This is a genomic window from Bordetella sp. 2513F2, assembly GCF_054642735.1.
In genome coordinates, this window is the sequence record NZ_CM137755.1 from 4,320,699 (window position 1) to 4,335,478 (window position 14,780).

Sequence of the window (14,780 nt, forward strand, 5' to 3'; positions counted from 1 at the left end):
TCATACGCCGGATTTCCGCGCGCCGAGTGATGCCTCACTGCTTTTCGTCGTAATAGCGCTTCTCCCAGGCGTCGTGGTTGGCCTTGCCGCGGCGCAGTTCGTCGCTGAAGGGCGCCAACGCCAGCACGGCCCGGTTCAGCCACCGCATCGGGGCGCGGCACGGCCGCTCGAAATCGACGAAGAGCACGGCGCGCACGCCGTCGGTGTCATTGTGCACCTGGTGAGGATAGAGATCGTCGAACACCACGGCCTTGCCTTCCTGCCAGACATAGCGCTGGCCGTCGACCTCGATCCAGCACTTCTCGCGCGGCTCCGGCACCACCAGCGCCAGATGCAGGCGCAACACCCCGTTGTAGGGCCCGCGGTGCAGGGGGATGCGCTTGCCGGGCTCAAGGATGGAAAAGAACGCGGTGCGCAGGCCCGGTATGCCGGCCAGCGCCTGCGCAGTCTGGGGGCATCGGGCCAGGTTGCGCGCCGAACGCAGGCCATAGCCCATGAAGACGAAAGTCTTCCATTGGTCGTCGCCGGTGATCATGCCGACGTCAGGGGAAAGCTCGTGGAAGGCGGGCAGGCGCTGGCGGTCGGCCAGCAGGGCCTGGAGTTCGGCCCGTATCGCCGGCGCCCGGGCCTCCAGCTGCGCCACCCAGGGGAACCGGGCATTGTCGAAGATGGGCTGGTCGCCCACCAGCGAAGCGCGGGCGATGCGATGGTGCAGTCCGTCCACCAGCCGGGACAGCATGCGGGAAATCAGGCTGGGGCGCGGGAGGTCCTGGGTACGGGTAGCGGGCACGATGGGTCGGGGTTCCTCTCGGTGTCGGGTCCGTTACGCGAAATCATACCGAAACGCCGCAGCCCGGGCTCGGCCCATGCCGGGCCAATGGCTCCTGCCCCGCCGGATCAAGTGGTCCTGCAGCACGCCACCAAGGTGGTTTAGACTGGCAAGGTCCGCTTCTTCTCCCCCTTTTCGCAAGGAACGACTGGCATGTACGAAAAGTTGGCACTCTATATCGACGGCGAATTCATAGGCGGCGACGGCCGCAATGCCCAGGACGTCACCAACCCGGCCACGCTCGAGGTCCTGGGCCAGCTGCCCCACGCCACCGAGGCCGACCTCGACCGGGCCCTGGCCGCGGCGCAGCGGGCCTTCGAGTCGTGGAAGCGCACGTCCCCCATCGAACGCGCCGCCATCCTGCGCAAGGTCGGCGAGATGTCGCGCGCCCAGGCCCAGGAAATCGGCCGCAACATGACGCTGGACCAGGGCAAGCCGCTGGCCGAGGCCGTGGGCGAGGTCATGGCCTGCTCCGAGCACCTCGACTGGCACGCCGAGGAATGCCGGCGCATCTATGGCCGCGTGATTCCGCCGCGCAACCCCGACGTGCGCCAGTTCGTGGTGCGCGAGCCCATTGGCGTGTGCGCCGCCTTCACCCCCTGGAACTTCCCGTACAACCAGGCCATCCGCAAGATCGCAGCGGCCCTGGGTGCCGGTTGCACCATCGTGCTGAAGGGCCCCGAGGATTCGCCCAGCGCCGTCATGGCCATCGCCCGCATGTTCCACGATGCCGGCCTGCCCAAGGGCTGCCTGAACATCGTCTGGGGCGAACCCGCCAAGATCTCCGACTACCTGATCCGCTCGCCCATCGTGCGCAAGGTGTCGTTCACCGGCTCGGTGCCGGTCGGCAAGCAGCTGGCCGCACTGGCCGGCGCCCACATGAAGCGCGTCACCATGGAGCTCGGCGGCCACTCGCCGGTGCTGGTGTTCGACGACGCCGACATCGACCGCGCGGCCAAGATGCTGGCCAAGTTCAAGATCCGCAACGCCGGCCAGGTATGCGTGTCGCCCACGCGCTTCTACGTGCAGGAAGGCGCTTACGAACAGTTCCTCGAGCGCTTCACCGAAACGCTCAAGAGCATCAAGGTCGGCAACGGCCTCGAAGACGGCGTGGAGATGGGCCCGCTGGCGCACGAGCGGCGCGTGCCCACCATGGCCAAGTTCGTGGAAGACGCGCGCAAGCACGGCGGCAAGATCGTGCTGGGCGGCGAGGCGCCCTCCGGCAAGGGCTTCTTCTTCAATCCCACCGTGGTCACGGACCTGCCCGACACCGCCATGCTCATGACCGAAGAGCCCTTCGGCCCGGTGGCCCCCGTGGTGCGCTTCAAGGACACCGACGAGGTGCTGCGCCGCGCCAACAGCCTGCCCTTCGGCCTGTCTTCCTACGTGTTCACCAACTCGCTGCAGACGGCCACCAAGGTATCGAACGCCCTGGAGGCCGGCATGGTCAACATCAACCACTTCGGCAGCGCCCTGGCCGAGACGCCCTTCGGCGGCATCAAGGACAGCGGCATCGGCAGCGAAGGCGGCCAGGAAACCTTCGACGGGTACCTGGTGACGAAGTTCATCACGCACGTCTGAACGTTTGACGTGGTTGCCCCGGGGCCGGATACGGCCTTGGGGGATTTGTGTTCTTCAGGTGCATCGGCGGCCTGGGCCGGGGCGGGTCGGCCAAGTCGTCGGGCTCGGGCGCACCATCAGGCGCCCTCGGTCGCCCTGCGGGCGACTGCCCCTCCTCCAATTGGCCACCCGCCCCGCCCCGGCCCAGGCCGCCGATGCGCCGAGCATCTCAATGCCGCGTCTTCCGCGGCATTTTTCATTGCGGGCAAGCCCTGAGAACCGCGGCCATAAGCAAAAAGCCGGAAGCATGCGCTTCCGGCTTTTTTCTACTGCGAGATGGAACGGCGCGGGAAATCCGCGCCCTGCCAGCATCAGATGATGCGGGCAGCTTCCACCAGGCGCACCACCGACCACGCCTTGGAGCGCGAGATGGGGCGGCCTTCGGCGATCTCGACCGTATCGCCTTCGTTGTACTGGTTGGCCTCGTCGTGCGCCTTGTACTTGGCCGAGCGCATGACGATCTTGCCGTAGATGGGGTGCTTGACGCGGCGTTCGACCAGAACGACCACGGTCTTGTCCATCTTGTTGCTGACGACCTTGCCGACCAGCGTACGCTGGCGCTTGGTCACTTCGGTATTTTGCGTGTCAGTCATGATCACTTCCCTGCCTTCTCAGTCAGCAAGGTACGCACGCGCGCGATGTCGCGACGCACTTTGCGCAGCTGGCTGGTGTTGCCGAGCTGCTGCGTGGCCTTCTGCATGCGCAGGCCGAATTGGGCCTTGAGCAGGCTTTCGAGCTCCTTGCCAAGCTCGGCGGCGTCTTTCGAACGAAGTTCGCTAGCTTTCATTTCGTACTCCCTTAGGCACCGACATGACGCGTGACGAACGTCGTCGAGATCGGCAGCTTGGCAGCAGCCAGGCGGAACGCCTCGCGCGCCAGCTCTTCGCTGACCCCTTCCATTTCGTACAGCACCTTGCCCGGCTGGATCTCGGCGACCCAGTACTCCGGGTTGCCCTTACCGTTACCCATACGGACTTCGGCAGGCTTCTGCGAGATCGGCTTGTCGGGGAAGATACGGATCCAGATACGGCCGCCACGCTTGATGTGCCGGTTGATGGCACGACGAGCGGACTCGATCTGGCGCGCGGTCAGCCGGCCACGGCCGGTTGCCTTGAGGCCGAACTGGCCGAACGACACGTCGGTGCCGCGGGTCGCCAGACCGGTGTTGCGGCCCTTTTGCTCTTTACGATATTTTCTGCGAGAGGGTTGCAGCATGGTTATTCTCCTTCAGGCGCCGGAGCCGCGTCCGCCTTGCGGGGACCACGGCCACGACCGCCGGGGCGGCCCGCGCGGGCGCCATCGGGACGGTCACCGCGAGGCGAGCGGCGCGGACGACGCTCTTCTTCGCGCGGGGCGGTCTCGGGGGGCAGCTCGCCGTTGGCCAGCATGTCGCCCTTGTAGACCCACACCTTGATGCCGATCACACCGTAGGTGGTGTGGGCTTCGGAGGTGCCGTAGTCGATGTTCGCCTTCAGCGTGTGCAGCGGCACACGGCCTTCGCGGTACCACTCGGTACGCGCGATTTCGATGCCGTTCAGACGGCCCGAGCTCATGATCTTGATGCCCTGGGCACCGAGGCGCATGGCGTTCTGCATGGCGCGCTTCATGGCGCGGCGGAACATGATGCGCTTCTCGAGCTGCTGGGAGATCGAGTCGGCGATCAGCTGCGCGTCGGTTTCCGGCTTGCGGATTTCCTCGATGTTGACGTGCACGGGCACGCCCATCAGGCGCTGCAGGTCGGCCTTCAGGTTCTCGATGTCCTCGCCGCGCTTGCCGATCACCACGCCCGGACGGGCCGAGTAGACGGTGATGCGGGCGTTCTTGGCGGGACGCTCGATGACGACGCGACCGACAGAAGCGCTCTTGAGCTTCTTCTTCAGGTATTCGCGCACGCGGATGTCTTCGGCCAGCATGCTGCCGAAGGCCTTGTCGTCGGCGAACCAACGCGAGGACCAATTACGGGTGACCGCGAGACGGAACCCAGTGGGGTGAATTTTCTGACCCATCGTGACTCCTTAGGCTCCGACCTTGACCGTGATGTGGCAGGTCTGCTTCTCGATACGGTTGCCGCGGCCCTTGGCACGAGCCGAGAAACGCTTCATCGATTGAGCCTTGTCCACGTAGATGGTGGTGACCTTGAGCTCGTCGATATCGGCGCCGTCGTTGTGTTCGGCGTTGGCGATGGCGGACTCGACAGCCTTCTTCAGGATGCCGGCGGCCTTCTTGGGCGAGAAGGTGAGGATGTTCAGCGCATCGGCCACCTTCTTGCCGCGGATCAGGTCCGCGACCAGGCGGGTCTTCTGCGCCGAGATGTGCACCCCACGGATAATGGCAGTAGTTTCCATCGCTTACCTCTTCGACTTCTTGTCCGCAGCGTGACCCTTGAACGTGCGGGTCAGCGCGAACTCGCCGAGCTTGTGGCCGACCATGTTCTCGTTGATGTAAACGGGAACATGCTGGCGGCCGTTGTGCACAGCAATCGTCAGCCCGATGAACTCGGGCAGGATCGTGGAACGGCGCGACCAGGTCTTGATCGGCTTCTTGTCCTTGCCCGCCACCGCGGCATCCACCTTTTTGATCAGGTGGGCGTCGACAAACGGGCCTTTCTTGATCGAACGTGACATAGTGTTCGCCTCTTACTTGCGCTTGCGCCGTTGGACGATCATGCTGGTCGTCCGCTTGTTGCGACGGGTCTTGAAACCCTTCGACGGAGTACCCCACGGGCTCACGGGCTCGCGAGCTTCGCCGGTACGACCCTCACCACCACCGTGCGGGTGATCGATCGGGTTCATGGCCACACCGCGAACGGTCGGGCGGATACCGCGCCAACGCATCGCGCCGGCCTTGCCGATCTGGCGCAGGCTGTGTTCTTCGTTGCCGACTTCACCGATGGTGGCACGGCACTGGATGTGCACGCGGCGCACTTCACCGGAGCGCAGGCGCACCTGGGCGTACGTGCCTTCGCGGGCCAGCAGCACGGCGGAAGCGCCGGCCGAGCGGGCCATCTGGGCACCCTTGCCGGGGATCATCTCGATGCAGTGGATCGTGGTACCGACCGGGATGTTGCGGATGGGCAGCGTGTTGCCGGCACGGATCGGAGCGTCGATGCCCGACAGCAGCGTGGCGCCCACTTCCAGGCCACGGGGCGCAATGATGTAGCGGCGCTCGCCATCGGCATAGCACAGCAGGGCAATGTGCGCAGTGCGGTTGGGATCGTACTCGAGGCGCTCGACCTTCGCCGGGATGCCATCCTTGTCGCGACGGAAATCGACGATACGGTAGTGCTGCTTGTGACCACCACCACGATGGCGCACGGTGATGTGGCCATTGTTGTTGCGGCCCGAGCCGCGGGTCTTCTTCTCGAGCAGGCCCGCGAACGGTGCACCTTTGTGCAGGTTGGGGCTGACGACCTTGACCATGCCGCGACGGCCGGCCGACGTCGGCTTCACTTTAACGAGGGCCATTTACTTCACCTCCGCAAAGTCGATTTCCTGGCCGTCCTTGAGCGAAACGTAGGCCTTGCGCTCACTGCGGCGACGACCGACGAAACGGCCAAAGCGCTTGACTTTGCCCTTACGGTTGAGGACCTGCACGGACTCGACCTGCACCTTGAACAGCAGTTCGACGGCAGCCTTGATTTCCGGCTTGGTGGCGTCAGCCACGACACGGAAAGCGACTTGCTGGTTCTTTTCGGCTACGAAAGTGGCCTTTTCGGTCACGATGGGAGCCAGAATGACTTGCATCAAGCGTTCGGCGTTCATCCCAGCATCTCCTCGAGTTGAGCGATGGCCGGCTTGGTGATCAGCACTTTCTTGTAGTGGATCAGCGACAACGGATCGGCATAGCGGGTCTCGACCACGGCAACGTGCGGCAGGTTGCGGGTGGCGAGGTAAACATTTTCGTCCACGGCGTCGGTGATGATCAGCACCGAATCCAGGCCCAGGCTCTTCAGCTTGGCGGCAGCCAGCTTGGTCTTGGGGGATTCCAGCGAAAACGTGTCGACGACGGCGATGCGGTCTTCGCGAGCCAGCTGCGACAGGATCGAACGGATCCCGGCGCGGTACATCTTCTTGTTGACCTTCTGGCTGAAGTTCTCTTCCGGCGAATTCGGGAAGGTGCGACCACCCCCACGCCACAGCGGCGACGAGGTCATGCCGGCGCGAGCGCGGCCGGTACCCTTCTGGCGCCAGGGCTTCTTGGTGGAGTGCTTGACTTCGGCACGGTCCTTCTGCGCGCGGTTGCCGCTGCGGGCGTTGGCCTGGTAGGCCACGACCACCTGGTGCACCAGCGCTTCATTGAAGTCACGGCCGAAAATGGTGTCGGGCGCGCTGAAAGTCGCGGCCTGACCTTGGTCGTTCAGGAGCTTGAGATCCATGATGCTTACGCCCCCTTCTTGGCCGGCGCCTTGACTGCCGGACGCACGATGACATCGCCGCCGGCATGGCCGGGGACGGCGCCCTTGACGAGCAGCAGGCCACGTTCGGCATCGACGCGAACCACGTCGAGGTTCTGAACGGTGCGGGTGACGTCACCCATGTGGCCCGACATGCGCTTGCCGGGGAAAATGCGGCCCGGATCCTGCGCCTGGCCGATGGAGCCAGGAACGCGGTGCGAGCGCGAGTTACCGTGCGAGGCGCGCTGCGAACCGAAGTTGTGGCGCTTGATCGTACCGGCGAAGCCCTTACCGATCGTGGTGCCCGTGACGTCGACCTGCTGGCCGGCTTCGAACACGGACTCGACGGCGATCACCGAGCCAGCCGTGAATTCGGCGGCGCGGGCGGGATCGAGACGGAATTCCTTGAGATTGCTACCGGCTTCGACGCCGGCTTTGGCGTAGTGGCCAGTCTGGGCCTTGGGTACGCGCGAGGCACGACGGGTACCGTAAGCCACCTGGACGGCGGCATAGCCGTCGGTTTCCAGAGACTTGACTTGGGTCACGCGGTTGTTCGACACGTCCAGCACGGTCACGGGGATGGATTCGCCATCTTCCGTGAAAATGCGGGTCATGCCGACCTTGCGACCCACCAGACCCAGCCGGAAAGCGGCGGGCGTGGGTGTCGAATTCGACATCGTTTTCTCCATTCCCGACTACGATTGGTCGGGGCTAATCAGGCAAAAGGTAACGGCTTTCGCCCTACAGGGTTCTTCACTCCCGGCCCACCCGCCGCATGCTGCTCAATAGATACAGCTCAATACATGAAGCCCGATACAGAAGGGCAGCATGAACGTGCGAGGCCAAAGGGAATTCTCGCCAAAAATGGCAAGCCTCGTATAGTAGCACGGGATTTCGGCGTAATGCAAGCGCATCGGTCGATACCGCCCCCGGACGGGCAAGCCCTGGGCCGGTACAAATGAATACGGCGGACTCCGTCGGGAATCCGCCGCTGAAGGCGCAGGCGCCGGCCGGGGCCGGGCCTGTTGTCGAGTTCTGTTGTATTTACTGCAGCGCGATTTCCACGTCCACGCCAGCAGGCAGGTCGAGCCGCATCAGGGCGTCGACCGTCTTGTCGGTGGGATCGACGATGTCCATCAGGCGCTGATGGGTGCGGATCTCGAACTGGTCGCGCGAGCTCTTGTTCACGTGCGGCGAGCGCAGCACGTCGTAGCGGCGGATGCGCGTGGGCAGCGGCACGGGACCACGAACCACGGCGCCGGTGCGCTTGGCGGTGTCGACGATCTCGGCGGCGGATTGATCGATCAGCTTGTAATCGAAGGCTTTCAAGCGGATGCGGATCTTCTGGTTTTTCATGGCGTTTCCTAAAGAACGAAAAGCGAAGGCGGCGACCACCGCCCTCGCTGAATGGATACTGCTTTACTTGATGATCTTGGCGACGACGCCGGCACCCACGGTGCGGCCGCCTTCGCGGATGGCGAAGCGCAGGCCTTCTTCCATGGCGATCGGCGCCAGCAGCTTGACCGTCATCGACACGTTGTCGCCCGGCAGCACCATCTCCTTGTCTTGCGGCAGGTCGATCGTGCCCGTCACGTCCGTCGTGCGGAAGTAGAACTGCGGACGGTAGCCGTTGAAGAACGGCGTGTGGCGGCCGCCCTCTTCCTTCGACAGAATGTACACCTCGGCCGTGAAGTCCGTGTGCGGCGTGATCGAACCCGGCTTGGCCAGCACCTGGCCACGCTCGACTTCCTCGCGCTTGGTGCCGCGCAGCAGAATGCCCACGTTGTCGCCCGCCTGGCCCTGGTCCAGCAGCTTGCGGAACATCTCCACGCCCGTGCAGGTCGTCTTCAGCGTCGGCTTGATGCCCACGATCTCGATTTCCTCGCCGACCTTGATCACCCCGCGCTCGATACGGCCCGTGACCACCGTGCCCCGACCCGAGATCGAGAACACGTCTTCCACCGGCATCAGGAACGCGCCGTCGACCGCACGCTCCGGCGTCGGGATGTACGTGTCCAGCGCCTGCGCCAGCGCCAGGATCGCCTGCTCGCCCAGCTCGCCCTTGTCGCCTTCGAGCGCCAGCTTGGCCGAACCCTTCACGATCGGCGTGTCGTCGCCCGGGAAGTCGTACTTCGACAGCAGTTCGCGGACTTCCATCTCCACCAGCTCGAGCAGCTCGGCGTCATCGACCATGTCGGCCTTGTTCAGGAACACGATGATGTACGGCACGCCAACCTGGCGGCTCAGCAGAATGTGCTCGCGCGTCTGCGGCATCGGGCCGTCGGCGGCCGACACCACCAGGATCGCCCCGTCCATCTGCGCCGCGCCCGTGATCATGTTCTTCACGTAGTCAGCGTGGCCCGGGCAGTCAACGTGCGCGTAGTGACGCGTCTCCGTCTCGTATTCCACGTGCGCCGTGTTGATCGTGATCCCGCGCGCCTTCTCTTCAGGCGCCGCGTCGATCTGGTCGTAGCCCTTGGCTTCGCCGCCGAACTTCGTCGACAGCACCGTCGTGATCGCCGCCGTCAACGTCGTTTTGCCGTGGTCAACGTGACCAATCGTACCCACGTTCACGTGCGGCTTGGTACGTTCAAACTTGCCTTTTGCCATGATCTCTATCCTTTGACTTTCAAGGAAACTGGGATATTTTGCCGCGCCCCCGGCAGGAGACGCGGCGACGGTGTTTAGGTTTAATTACTTGCCACGAGCGGCGATGACTTCGTCAGCGACGTTCTTCGGAGCTTCGGCGTAGTGCTTGAACTCCATGGTGTACGTGGCGCGACCCTGCGTCAGGGAACGCAGGTTGGTGGCGTAGCCGAACATCTCGGCCAGCGGCACTTCGGCCTTGATGACCTTGCCGCCGCCGACCATGTCGTCCATGCCCTGCACCATGCCGCGCCGCGAGGACAGGTCGCCCATCACGGTGCCGGCGTAGTCTTCGGGCGTCTCGACTTCCACGGCCATCATGGGCTCGAGCAGCACGGGGCTGGCCTTGCGCATGCCATCCTTGAAAGCCATCGAGGCGGCCATCTTGAACGCGTTCTCGTTCGAGTCCACGTCGTGGTACGAACCGAAGAACAGCGTGACCTTCACGTCCACCACCGGGTAGCCGGCGATGATGCCCGAAGGCAGGGTTTCCTGGATGCCCTTGTCGACCGCGGGGATGTATTCGCGCGGCACCACGCCGCCCTTGATGGCGTCGACGAATTCGTAGCCGCCACCGGGGGGCAGGGGCTCGATCTTGAGCACCACGTGGCCGTACTGGCCGCGGCCGCCGGACTGCTTGACGAACTTGCCTTCGACTTCCTCGCAGGTCTTGCGGATCGTTTCGCGGTAGGCCACCTGGGGCTTGCCCACGTTGGCTTCCACGCCGAACTCGCGCTTCATGCGGTCGACCAGGATCTCGAGATGCAGCTCGCCCATGCCCGAGATGATGGTCTGGCCGGATTCCTCGTCGCTGCGCACGCGGAAGGACGGATCCTCCTGCGCCAGGCGCGACAGCGCCAGGCCCATCTTCTCCTGGTCGGCCTTCGACTTGGGTTCGACGGCCTGCGAGATCACGGGCTCGGGGAACTCCATGCGCTCCAGCGTGACGTGGGAATCGACGTCGCACAGGGTTTCACCGGTGGTGACTTCCTTCAGGCCCACCACGGCAGCGATGTCGCCGGCCAGAACTTCCTTGATTTCCTCGCGGTTGTTCGCGTGCATCTGCAGGATGCGGCCGATACGCTCTTTCTTGCCCTTGATGGGGTTGTAGACGGTGTCGCCCGACTTCAGGATGCCCGAGTACACGCGCACGAAGGTCAGCTGGCCCACGAACGGGTCGCTCATCAGCTTGAATGCCAGCGCGGAGAACTTCTCGGTGTCGTCGGCCTTGCGGCTGACTTCGTTGCCGTTGTCGTCCAGGCCTTCGACCGGGGGGATGTCCACCGGCGAGGGCAGGTAGTCGATGACCGCGTCGAGCATGCGCTGCACGCCCTTGTTCTTGAAGGCGGTGCCGCACAGCATGGGCTGGATCTCGCCGGCGATGGTGCGCTGGCGCAGGGCCTGATTGATTTCGGCTTCCTCGAGTTCGCCGGTCTCGAGGTACTTGTTCATCAGTTCCTCGGACGACTCGGCGGCGGCCTCGACCAGCTTCTCGCGCCATTCCCCCGCGCTGGCCTGCAGCTCGGCGGGGATGTCGACGTAGTCGAACTTGGTGCCCTGGCTGGCTTCGTCCCAGATGATGGCTTTCATCTTGACCAGGTCGATCACGCCCTTGAACGCGTCTTCGGCGCCGATGGGGATCACGATGGGCACAGGATTGGCGCGCAGGCGCGTCTTCAGCTGGTCATAGACCTTGAAGAAGTTGGCGCCGGTGCGGTCCATCTTGTTGACGAAGGCCAGGCGGGGCACGCCGTACTTGTTGGCCTGGCGCCATACGGTTTCGGATTGCGGCTGCACGCCGCCCACCGCGCAGTACACCATGCAGGCGCCGTCCAGGACGCGCATGGAACGCTCCACCTCGATGGTGAAGTCCACGTGTCCCGGGGTGTCGATGATGTTGATGCGGTGCTCGGGGTAGTTGCCGGCCATGCCACGCCAAAACGCCGTCGTTGCTGCCGACGTAATGGTGATGCCGCGCTCCTGCTCCTGTTCCATCCAGTCCATGGTGGCTGCGCCATCGTGGACTTCGCCGATCTTGTGATTGACGCCGGTGTAGAAGAGGATGCGCTCGGTGGTGGTGGTCTTCCCTGCATCGATGTGCGCGGAGATACCAATGTTGCGATAGCGCTCGATCGGGGTTTTGCGGGCCATGGTGGGTTGATCCTTAAATTACCAGCGGAAGTGGCTGAAGGCCTTGTTGGCTTCGGCCATCTTGTGGGTGTCTTCGCGTTTCTTCATCGCGGCGCCGCGACCTTCGGCGGCGTCGATGAGCTCGCCGGCCAGGCGCAGGTCCATGGACTTCTCGCCACGCTTCTTGGCGGCTTCGCGCAGCCAGCGCATGGCCAGGGCCAGGCGACGCACGGGGCGGACTTCGACGGGCACCTGGTAGTTGGCGCCGCCGACGCGGCGGCTCTTGACCTCGACGATCGGCTTGATGTTGTTGATGGCCTGAGTGAAGACTTCCAGTGGCTCTTTGCCAGTCTTGCTCTGGATCTGGTCGAACGCACCATAGATGATGCGCTCGGCGACGGCTTTCTTGCCGTCCAACATCACGACGTTCATGAATTTGGCGAGCTCTACGCTGCCGAACTTGGGATCGGGCAGGATTTCACGCTTGGGTACTTCGCGACGACGGGGCATTTCTTGCTTCCTTGTGTCTGTTCAGTTGAACCGTGTTTCGTTACACGGCCATGGCCGCCCATATGGGACGACCCCTTACGATCCGCGCCAGTTCACAATGAACGGCACGTTTGCACTTTCCGGGCCACGCCGCTGCGCGCCGGGGAAGTACGACCGGGCTACGCGCCTCAGGCCTTCTTGGGACGCTTGGCACCGTACTTGGAACGGGCCTGCTTGCGATCCTTGACGCCTTGCAGGTCGAGGGAGCCGCGCACGATGTGATAGCGCACACCGGGAAGATCCTTCACACGACCGCCGCGCACCAGCACCACCGAGTGCTCCTGCAGGTTGTGGCCTTCGCCGCCGATGTACGAAATGACTTCGTAGCCGTTGGTGAGGCGCACCTTGGCGACCTTACGCAGCGCGGAGTTCGGCTTCTTGGGGGTGGTGGTGTAGACGCGCGTGCAGACGCCGCGACGCTGCGGGCAGTTCTCGAGCGCGGGGCTCTTGCTCTTGATGATGCTGACTTCGCGCGGCTTGCGCACGAGTTGGCTGATGGTAGGCATGACCGTTGAAATTCCTTTTACGTACCACTGGAAGTACTTGAGTACTGGCATCTGCCGGCATCACCGCACCCGGAAGGCCCGACAGGCCCTGGAACCGGCGATGGAGGCAGTTCACGCAAAACCGCCCCCGACGTTCGTATACGTAAAAGAGCAGGTCTTGCCATGCAAATCTTGCGCGCAACGCCCGATGCGCCACACGGCTCACCGGGCAAAAAGACATGAAAGCCGATCGACTACCCGATTAACGGGAAACCGTTAATCCTATCTGGCCGAATTGCCGGGATACCCCGCAGGGAAACCCCACGAACCCGCCAAACTCCAACCAGGGTTGGCGCACCAACGCGCAAGATAAAGCAGTGAGCCCGAAAGGTTAGCCCAGATCGGGAGCGATGTCAAAGGGCGGGGGAGCTCAGGTTGCGGCGAAGAGGTAACCGCTGCCGTAGACGGTGCGGATGGGCAACACCAGGCCCGCCATCTCGGCCTTGCGGCGCAGCCGGCTGACGATCACGTCGATGCTGCGGGCGCTGCTGGACCGGCCGGCGTCGGTCTCGACGGCCAGGCGTTCGGCCAGTTCGGCACGGCTGATGGAGCGGCCGGCCAGGTCGAGAAGCGCCCGCACGATGAGCCGCTCGTTGGCCGACAGCGACAGCGGCACGCCTCCCGGGGAAACCAGCGTCCAGTCCTGGTCGCGCAGTTCCCAGGCCCCGGAAGCCCTGCCGCTTTCGCCGGCGGCCAGGCCGTCGTCGGCCCCGGAACTCAGGCGGCGCGCCAGCGCGAGCACGATCCCGGCCAGCTCCCGCTCGTCGACCGGCCCGGGCAGACAGGCGTCGGCGCCGCTCTGCAGGCAGCGGATGCGGGCCTCGACCGTGAGCTGCACGCCGACGACGACCACGCCCATGCCATGCACGGCGCACAGCCGGGCCAGGACCGCATAGGCCTGCTCGCCCAGTTCGGTGACGTCGAGCACCACGACGGTGTAGGATTCTTCCCCGAGCAGCGTGAACAGTTCCAGCGGCGCCTTGCAGGCGCGCACGTCGATACCGGCCATGGACAATGCCTGCGACGCCCGGTCGCGCAGGATGTCATCCGTTGTCATAATGAGTGTGTGCAATTGCCTCATACCTCGTCCCTACCTGCACCGCAGGCCGGAGCGCCGGTTTGCGGCGGCCCGATGCGGCGCATATACAACGCAACGTCCACAGTGTGACGTCACAATCCGACGCATGCACAGTCAATTTCTGTCTAGTTTGCATTATTTGACGGTTGGTTGTTGCTGACCCTGGTATGAGCGGAGGTGCGGGTTATCATTCGCAGCATGCCGCCCGCAACACTTCATCCCGTCCTAAACTCCTGCCCGCCCCGGCCGGAAGCGAGGGCGCGCCGATGAAGATCGCCTCGCTCGAAGACGACCTCGACCAGGCCCGCCAGATTCACCACATTCTTACGACTGCCGGGTACGAATGTGTCGGATTCCAACGCAGCCTGGACCTGCTGGCCGCCGTACGCACGCAGGCGTTCGACCTGGTCCTGCTGGACTGGCAGGTTCCCGACATGAGCGGCGACGAAGTGCTGCGCAAGCTGCGCGACAGCTTCGGCTTCGGCGTGCCCGTGATCTTCCTCACGAGCCGCAACCAGGAAGAAGACCTGGTGGAAGGGCTGGCTGCAGGCGCCGACGACTACATCGCCAAGCCCTTGCGGGCCGCCGAACTGCTGGCCCGCGTGGGCGCCCTGCTGCGGCGCACGCGGCCCTCCGTGCCCTCCCATGCTCCGTTCACCGTGGCCGCCTACAGGCTGGACCCGGGCGAGCGGACCATAGCGCTGCACGGCCAGGACATCACCCTGGCCCCCAAGGAGTTCGACCTGGCCCTGCTGTTCTTCCGCAACGTGGGCCGCCTGCTGTCGCGTGCCGTACTGGCGGAAAGCGTGTGGAACCGCGAGATTCCCGCCACGTCGCGCACGCTGGACACGCATTTGTCCAACATCCGCCAGAAACTGCAGTTGCGCCCCCAGAACGGCGTGCGGCTCAGTGCGTCCTACGCGCTGGGCTACCGGCTGGACCTGGTTGCAACCGACTCCCCGGCCGAAGAGCCGCCGACTTCCTGAAAAA

Annotated in this window: 19 protein-coding genes; 2 read left to right on the forward strand and 17 right to left on the reverse strand. The window is 64.4% G+C overall.

Annotated features, from left to right (window positions below; translation table 11 throughout):
• Positions 1-34 precede the first annotated feature (34 nt).
• On the reverse strand, positions 35-739 hold the full coding sequence (locus tag ACYBYQ_RS20465) for an aspartyl/asparaginyl beta-hydroxylase domain-containing protein (protein WP_459618838.1): 705 nt from the start codon (positions 737-739) through the stop codon (positions 35-37).
• A gap of 243 nt (positions 740-982) precedes the next feature.
• Here ACYBYQ_RS20465 and ACYBYQ_RS20470 point away from each other — a divergent pair, with 243 nt between their 5' ends.
• The gene (locus ACYBYQ_RS20470; protein WP_459616251.1) at positions 983-2,410 is read left to right on the forward strand and encodes an NAD-dependent succinate-semialdehyde dehydrogenase; all 1,428 of its coding nucleotides are present in this window, start codon (positions 983-985) and stop codon (positions 2,408-2,410) included.
• 350 nt (positions 2,411-2,760) lie between these two features.
• Here ACYBYQ_RS20470 and rpsQ read toward each other — a convergent pair whose 3' ends face one another.
• From rpsQ to ACYBYQ_RS20550, 16 genes are all read right to left on the reverse strand, one after another.
• Entirely contained in the window at positions 2,761-3,042 is a 282-nt protein-coding gene (gene rpsQ / locus ACYBYQ_RS20475) for a 30S ribosomal protein S17 (protein WP_459616252.1), read from the reverse strand.
• Positions 3,043-3,044: 2 nt separating this feature from the next.
• Positions 3,045-3,236: a 50S ribosomal protein L29 gene (rpmC, locus tag ACYBYQ_RS20480; RefSeq protein WP_459616253.1), complete on the reverse strand. Its 192-nt coding sequence runs from the start codon at positions 3,234-3,236 to the stop codon at positions 3,045-3,047.
• Positions 3,237-3,247: 11 nt separating this feature from the next.
• A complete protein-coding gene (gene rplP / locus ACYBYQ_RS20485) occupies positions 3,248-3,664 on the reverse strand; it encodes a 50S ribosomal protein L16 (protein WP_459616254.1) in 417 nt (138 codons plus the stop codon).
• A gap of 2 nt (positions 3,665-3,666) precedes the next feature.
• Entirely contained in the window at positions 3,667-4,455 is a 789-nt protein-coding gene (gene rpsC, locus ACYBYQ_RS20490) for a 30S ribosomal protein S3 (protein ID WP_459616255.1), read from the reverse strand.
• A 9-nt stretch (positions 4,456-4,464) separates the two neighbouring features.
• Positions 4,465-4,794: a 50S ribosomal protein L22 gene (rplV, locus tag ACYBYQ_RS20495; protein WP_459616256.1), complete on the reverse strand. Its 330-nt coding sequence runs from the start codon at positions 4,792-4,794 to the stop codon at positions 4,465-4,467.
• A 3-nt stretch (positions 4,795-4,797) separates the two neighbouring features.
• Positions 4,798-5,073, reverse strand: a complete 276-nt coding sequence (gene rpsS / locus ACYBYQ_RS20500) for a 30S ribosomal protein S19 (protein ID WP_459616257.1) — start codon at positions 5,071-5,073, stop codon at positions 4,798-4,800.
• A 12-nt stretch (positions 5,074-5,085) separates the two neighbouring features.
• Positions 5,086-5,913 carry a 50S ribosomal protein L2 gene (rplB, locus tag ACYBYQ_RS20505; RefSeq protein WP_459616258.1) on the reverse strand — a complete coding sequence of 276 codons (828 nt, stop codon included), beginning with the start codon at positions 5,911-5,913 and terminating at the stop codon, positions 5,086-5,088.
• On the reverse strand, positions 5,914-6,210 hold the full coding sequence (rplW, locus tag ACYBYQ_RS20510) for a 50S ribosomal protein L23 (RefSeq protein ID WP_459616259.1): 297 nt from the start codon (positions 6,208-6,210) through the stop codon (positions 5,914-5,916). It abuts the gene before it with no gap.
• On the reverse strand, positions 6,207-6,824 hold the full coding sequence (gene rplD, locus ACYBYQ_RS20515) for a 50S ribosomal protein L4 (protein ID WP_459616260.1): 618 nt from the start codon (positions 6,822-6,824) through the stop codon (positions 6,207-6,209). The genes rplW and rplD overlap by 4 nt, the downstream gene beginning before the upstream one ends.
• Before the next feature lie 5 nt (positions 6,825-6,829).
• Positions 6,830-7,519: a 50S ribosomal protein L3 gene (gene rplC / locus ACYBYQ_RS20520; protein WP_459616261.1), complete on the reverse strand. Its 690-nt coding sequence runs from the start codon at positions 7,517-7,519 to the stop codon at positions 6,830-6,832.
• Between the two features lie 367 nt (positions 7,520-7,886).
• Positions 7,887-8,198, reverse strand: a complete 312-nt coding sequence (gene rpsJ / locus ACYBYQ_RS20525) for a 30S ribosomal protein S10 (protein WP_012251770.1) — start codon at positions 8,196-8,198, stop codon at positions 7,887-7,889.
• 63 nt (positions 8,199-8,261) lie between these two features.
• Complete coding sequence (gene tuf / locus ACYBYQ_RS20530) at positions 8,262-9,452, reverse strand: elongation factor Tu (protein WP_459616262.1); 1,191 nt, start codon at positions 9,450-9,452, stop codon at positions 8,262-8,264.
• An 84-nt stretch (positions 9,453-9,536) separates the two neighbouring features.
• Positions 9,537-11,639 carry an elongation factor G gene (fusA, locus tag ACYBYQ_RS20535; protein ID WP_459616263.1) on the reverse strand — a complete coding sequence of 701 codons (2,103 nt, stop codon included), beginning with the start codon at positions 11,637-11,639 and terminating at the stop codon, positions 9,537-9,539.
• An 18-nt stretch (positions 11,640-11,657) separates the two neighbouring features.
• Positions 11,658-12,128 carry a 30S ribosomal protein S7 gene (gene rpsG, locus ACYBYQ_RS20540; RefSeq protein WP_459616264.1) on the reverse strand — a complete coding sequence of 157 codons (471 nt, stop codon included), beginning with the start codon at positions 12,126-12,128 and terminating at the stop codon, positions 11,658-11,660.
• Positions 12,129-12,295: 167 nt separating this feature from the next.
• Positions 12,296-12,673: a 30S ribosomal protein S12 gene (rpsL, locus tag ACYBYQ_RS20545; RefSeq protein WP_005017264.1), complete on the reverse strand. Its 378-nt coding sequence runs from the start codon at positions 12,671-12,673 to the stop codon at positions 12,296-12,298.
• Positions 12,674-13,082: 409 nt separating this feature from the next.
• Entirely contained in the window at positions 13,083-13,793 is a 711-nt protein-coding gene (locus tag ACYBYQ_RS20550; protein WP_459616265.1) for a response regulator transcription factor, read from the reverse strand.
• A 263-nt stretch (positions 13,794-14,056) separates the two neighbouring features.
• On the opposite strand from ACYBYQ_RS20550, the gene ACYBYQ_RS20555 reads away from it, so the two are divergent.
• Positions 14,057-14,776, forward strand: coding sequence for a response regulator transcription factor (locus tag ACYBYQ_RS20555; RefSeq protein ID WP_459616266.1), 720 nt, complete (start codon positions 14,057-14,059; stop codon positions 14,774-14,776).
• Positions 14,777-14,780 lie beyond the last annotated feature (4 nt).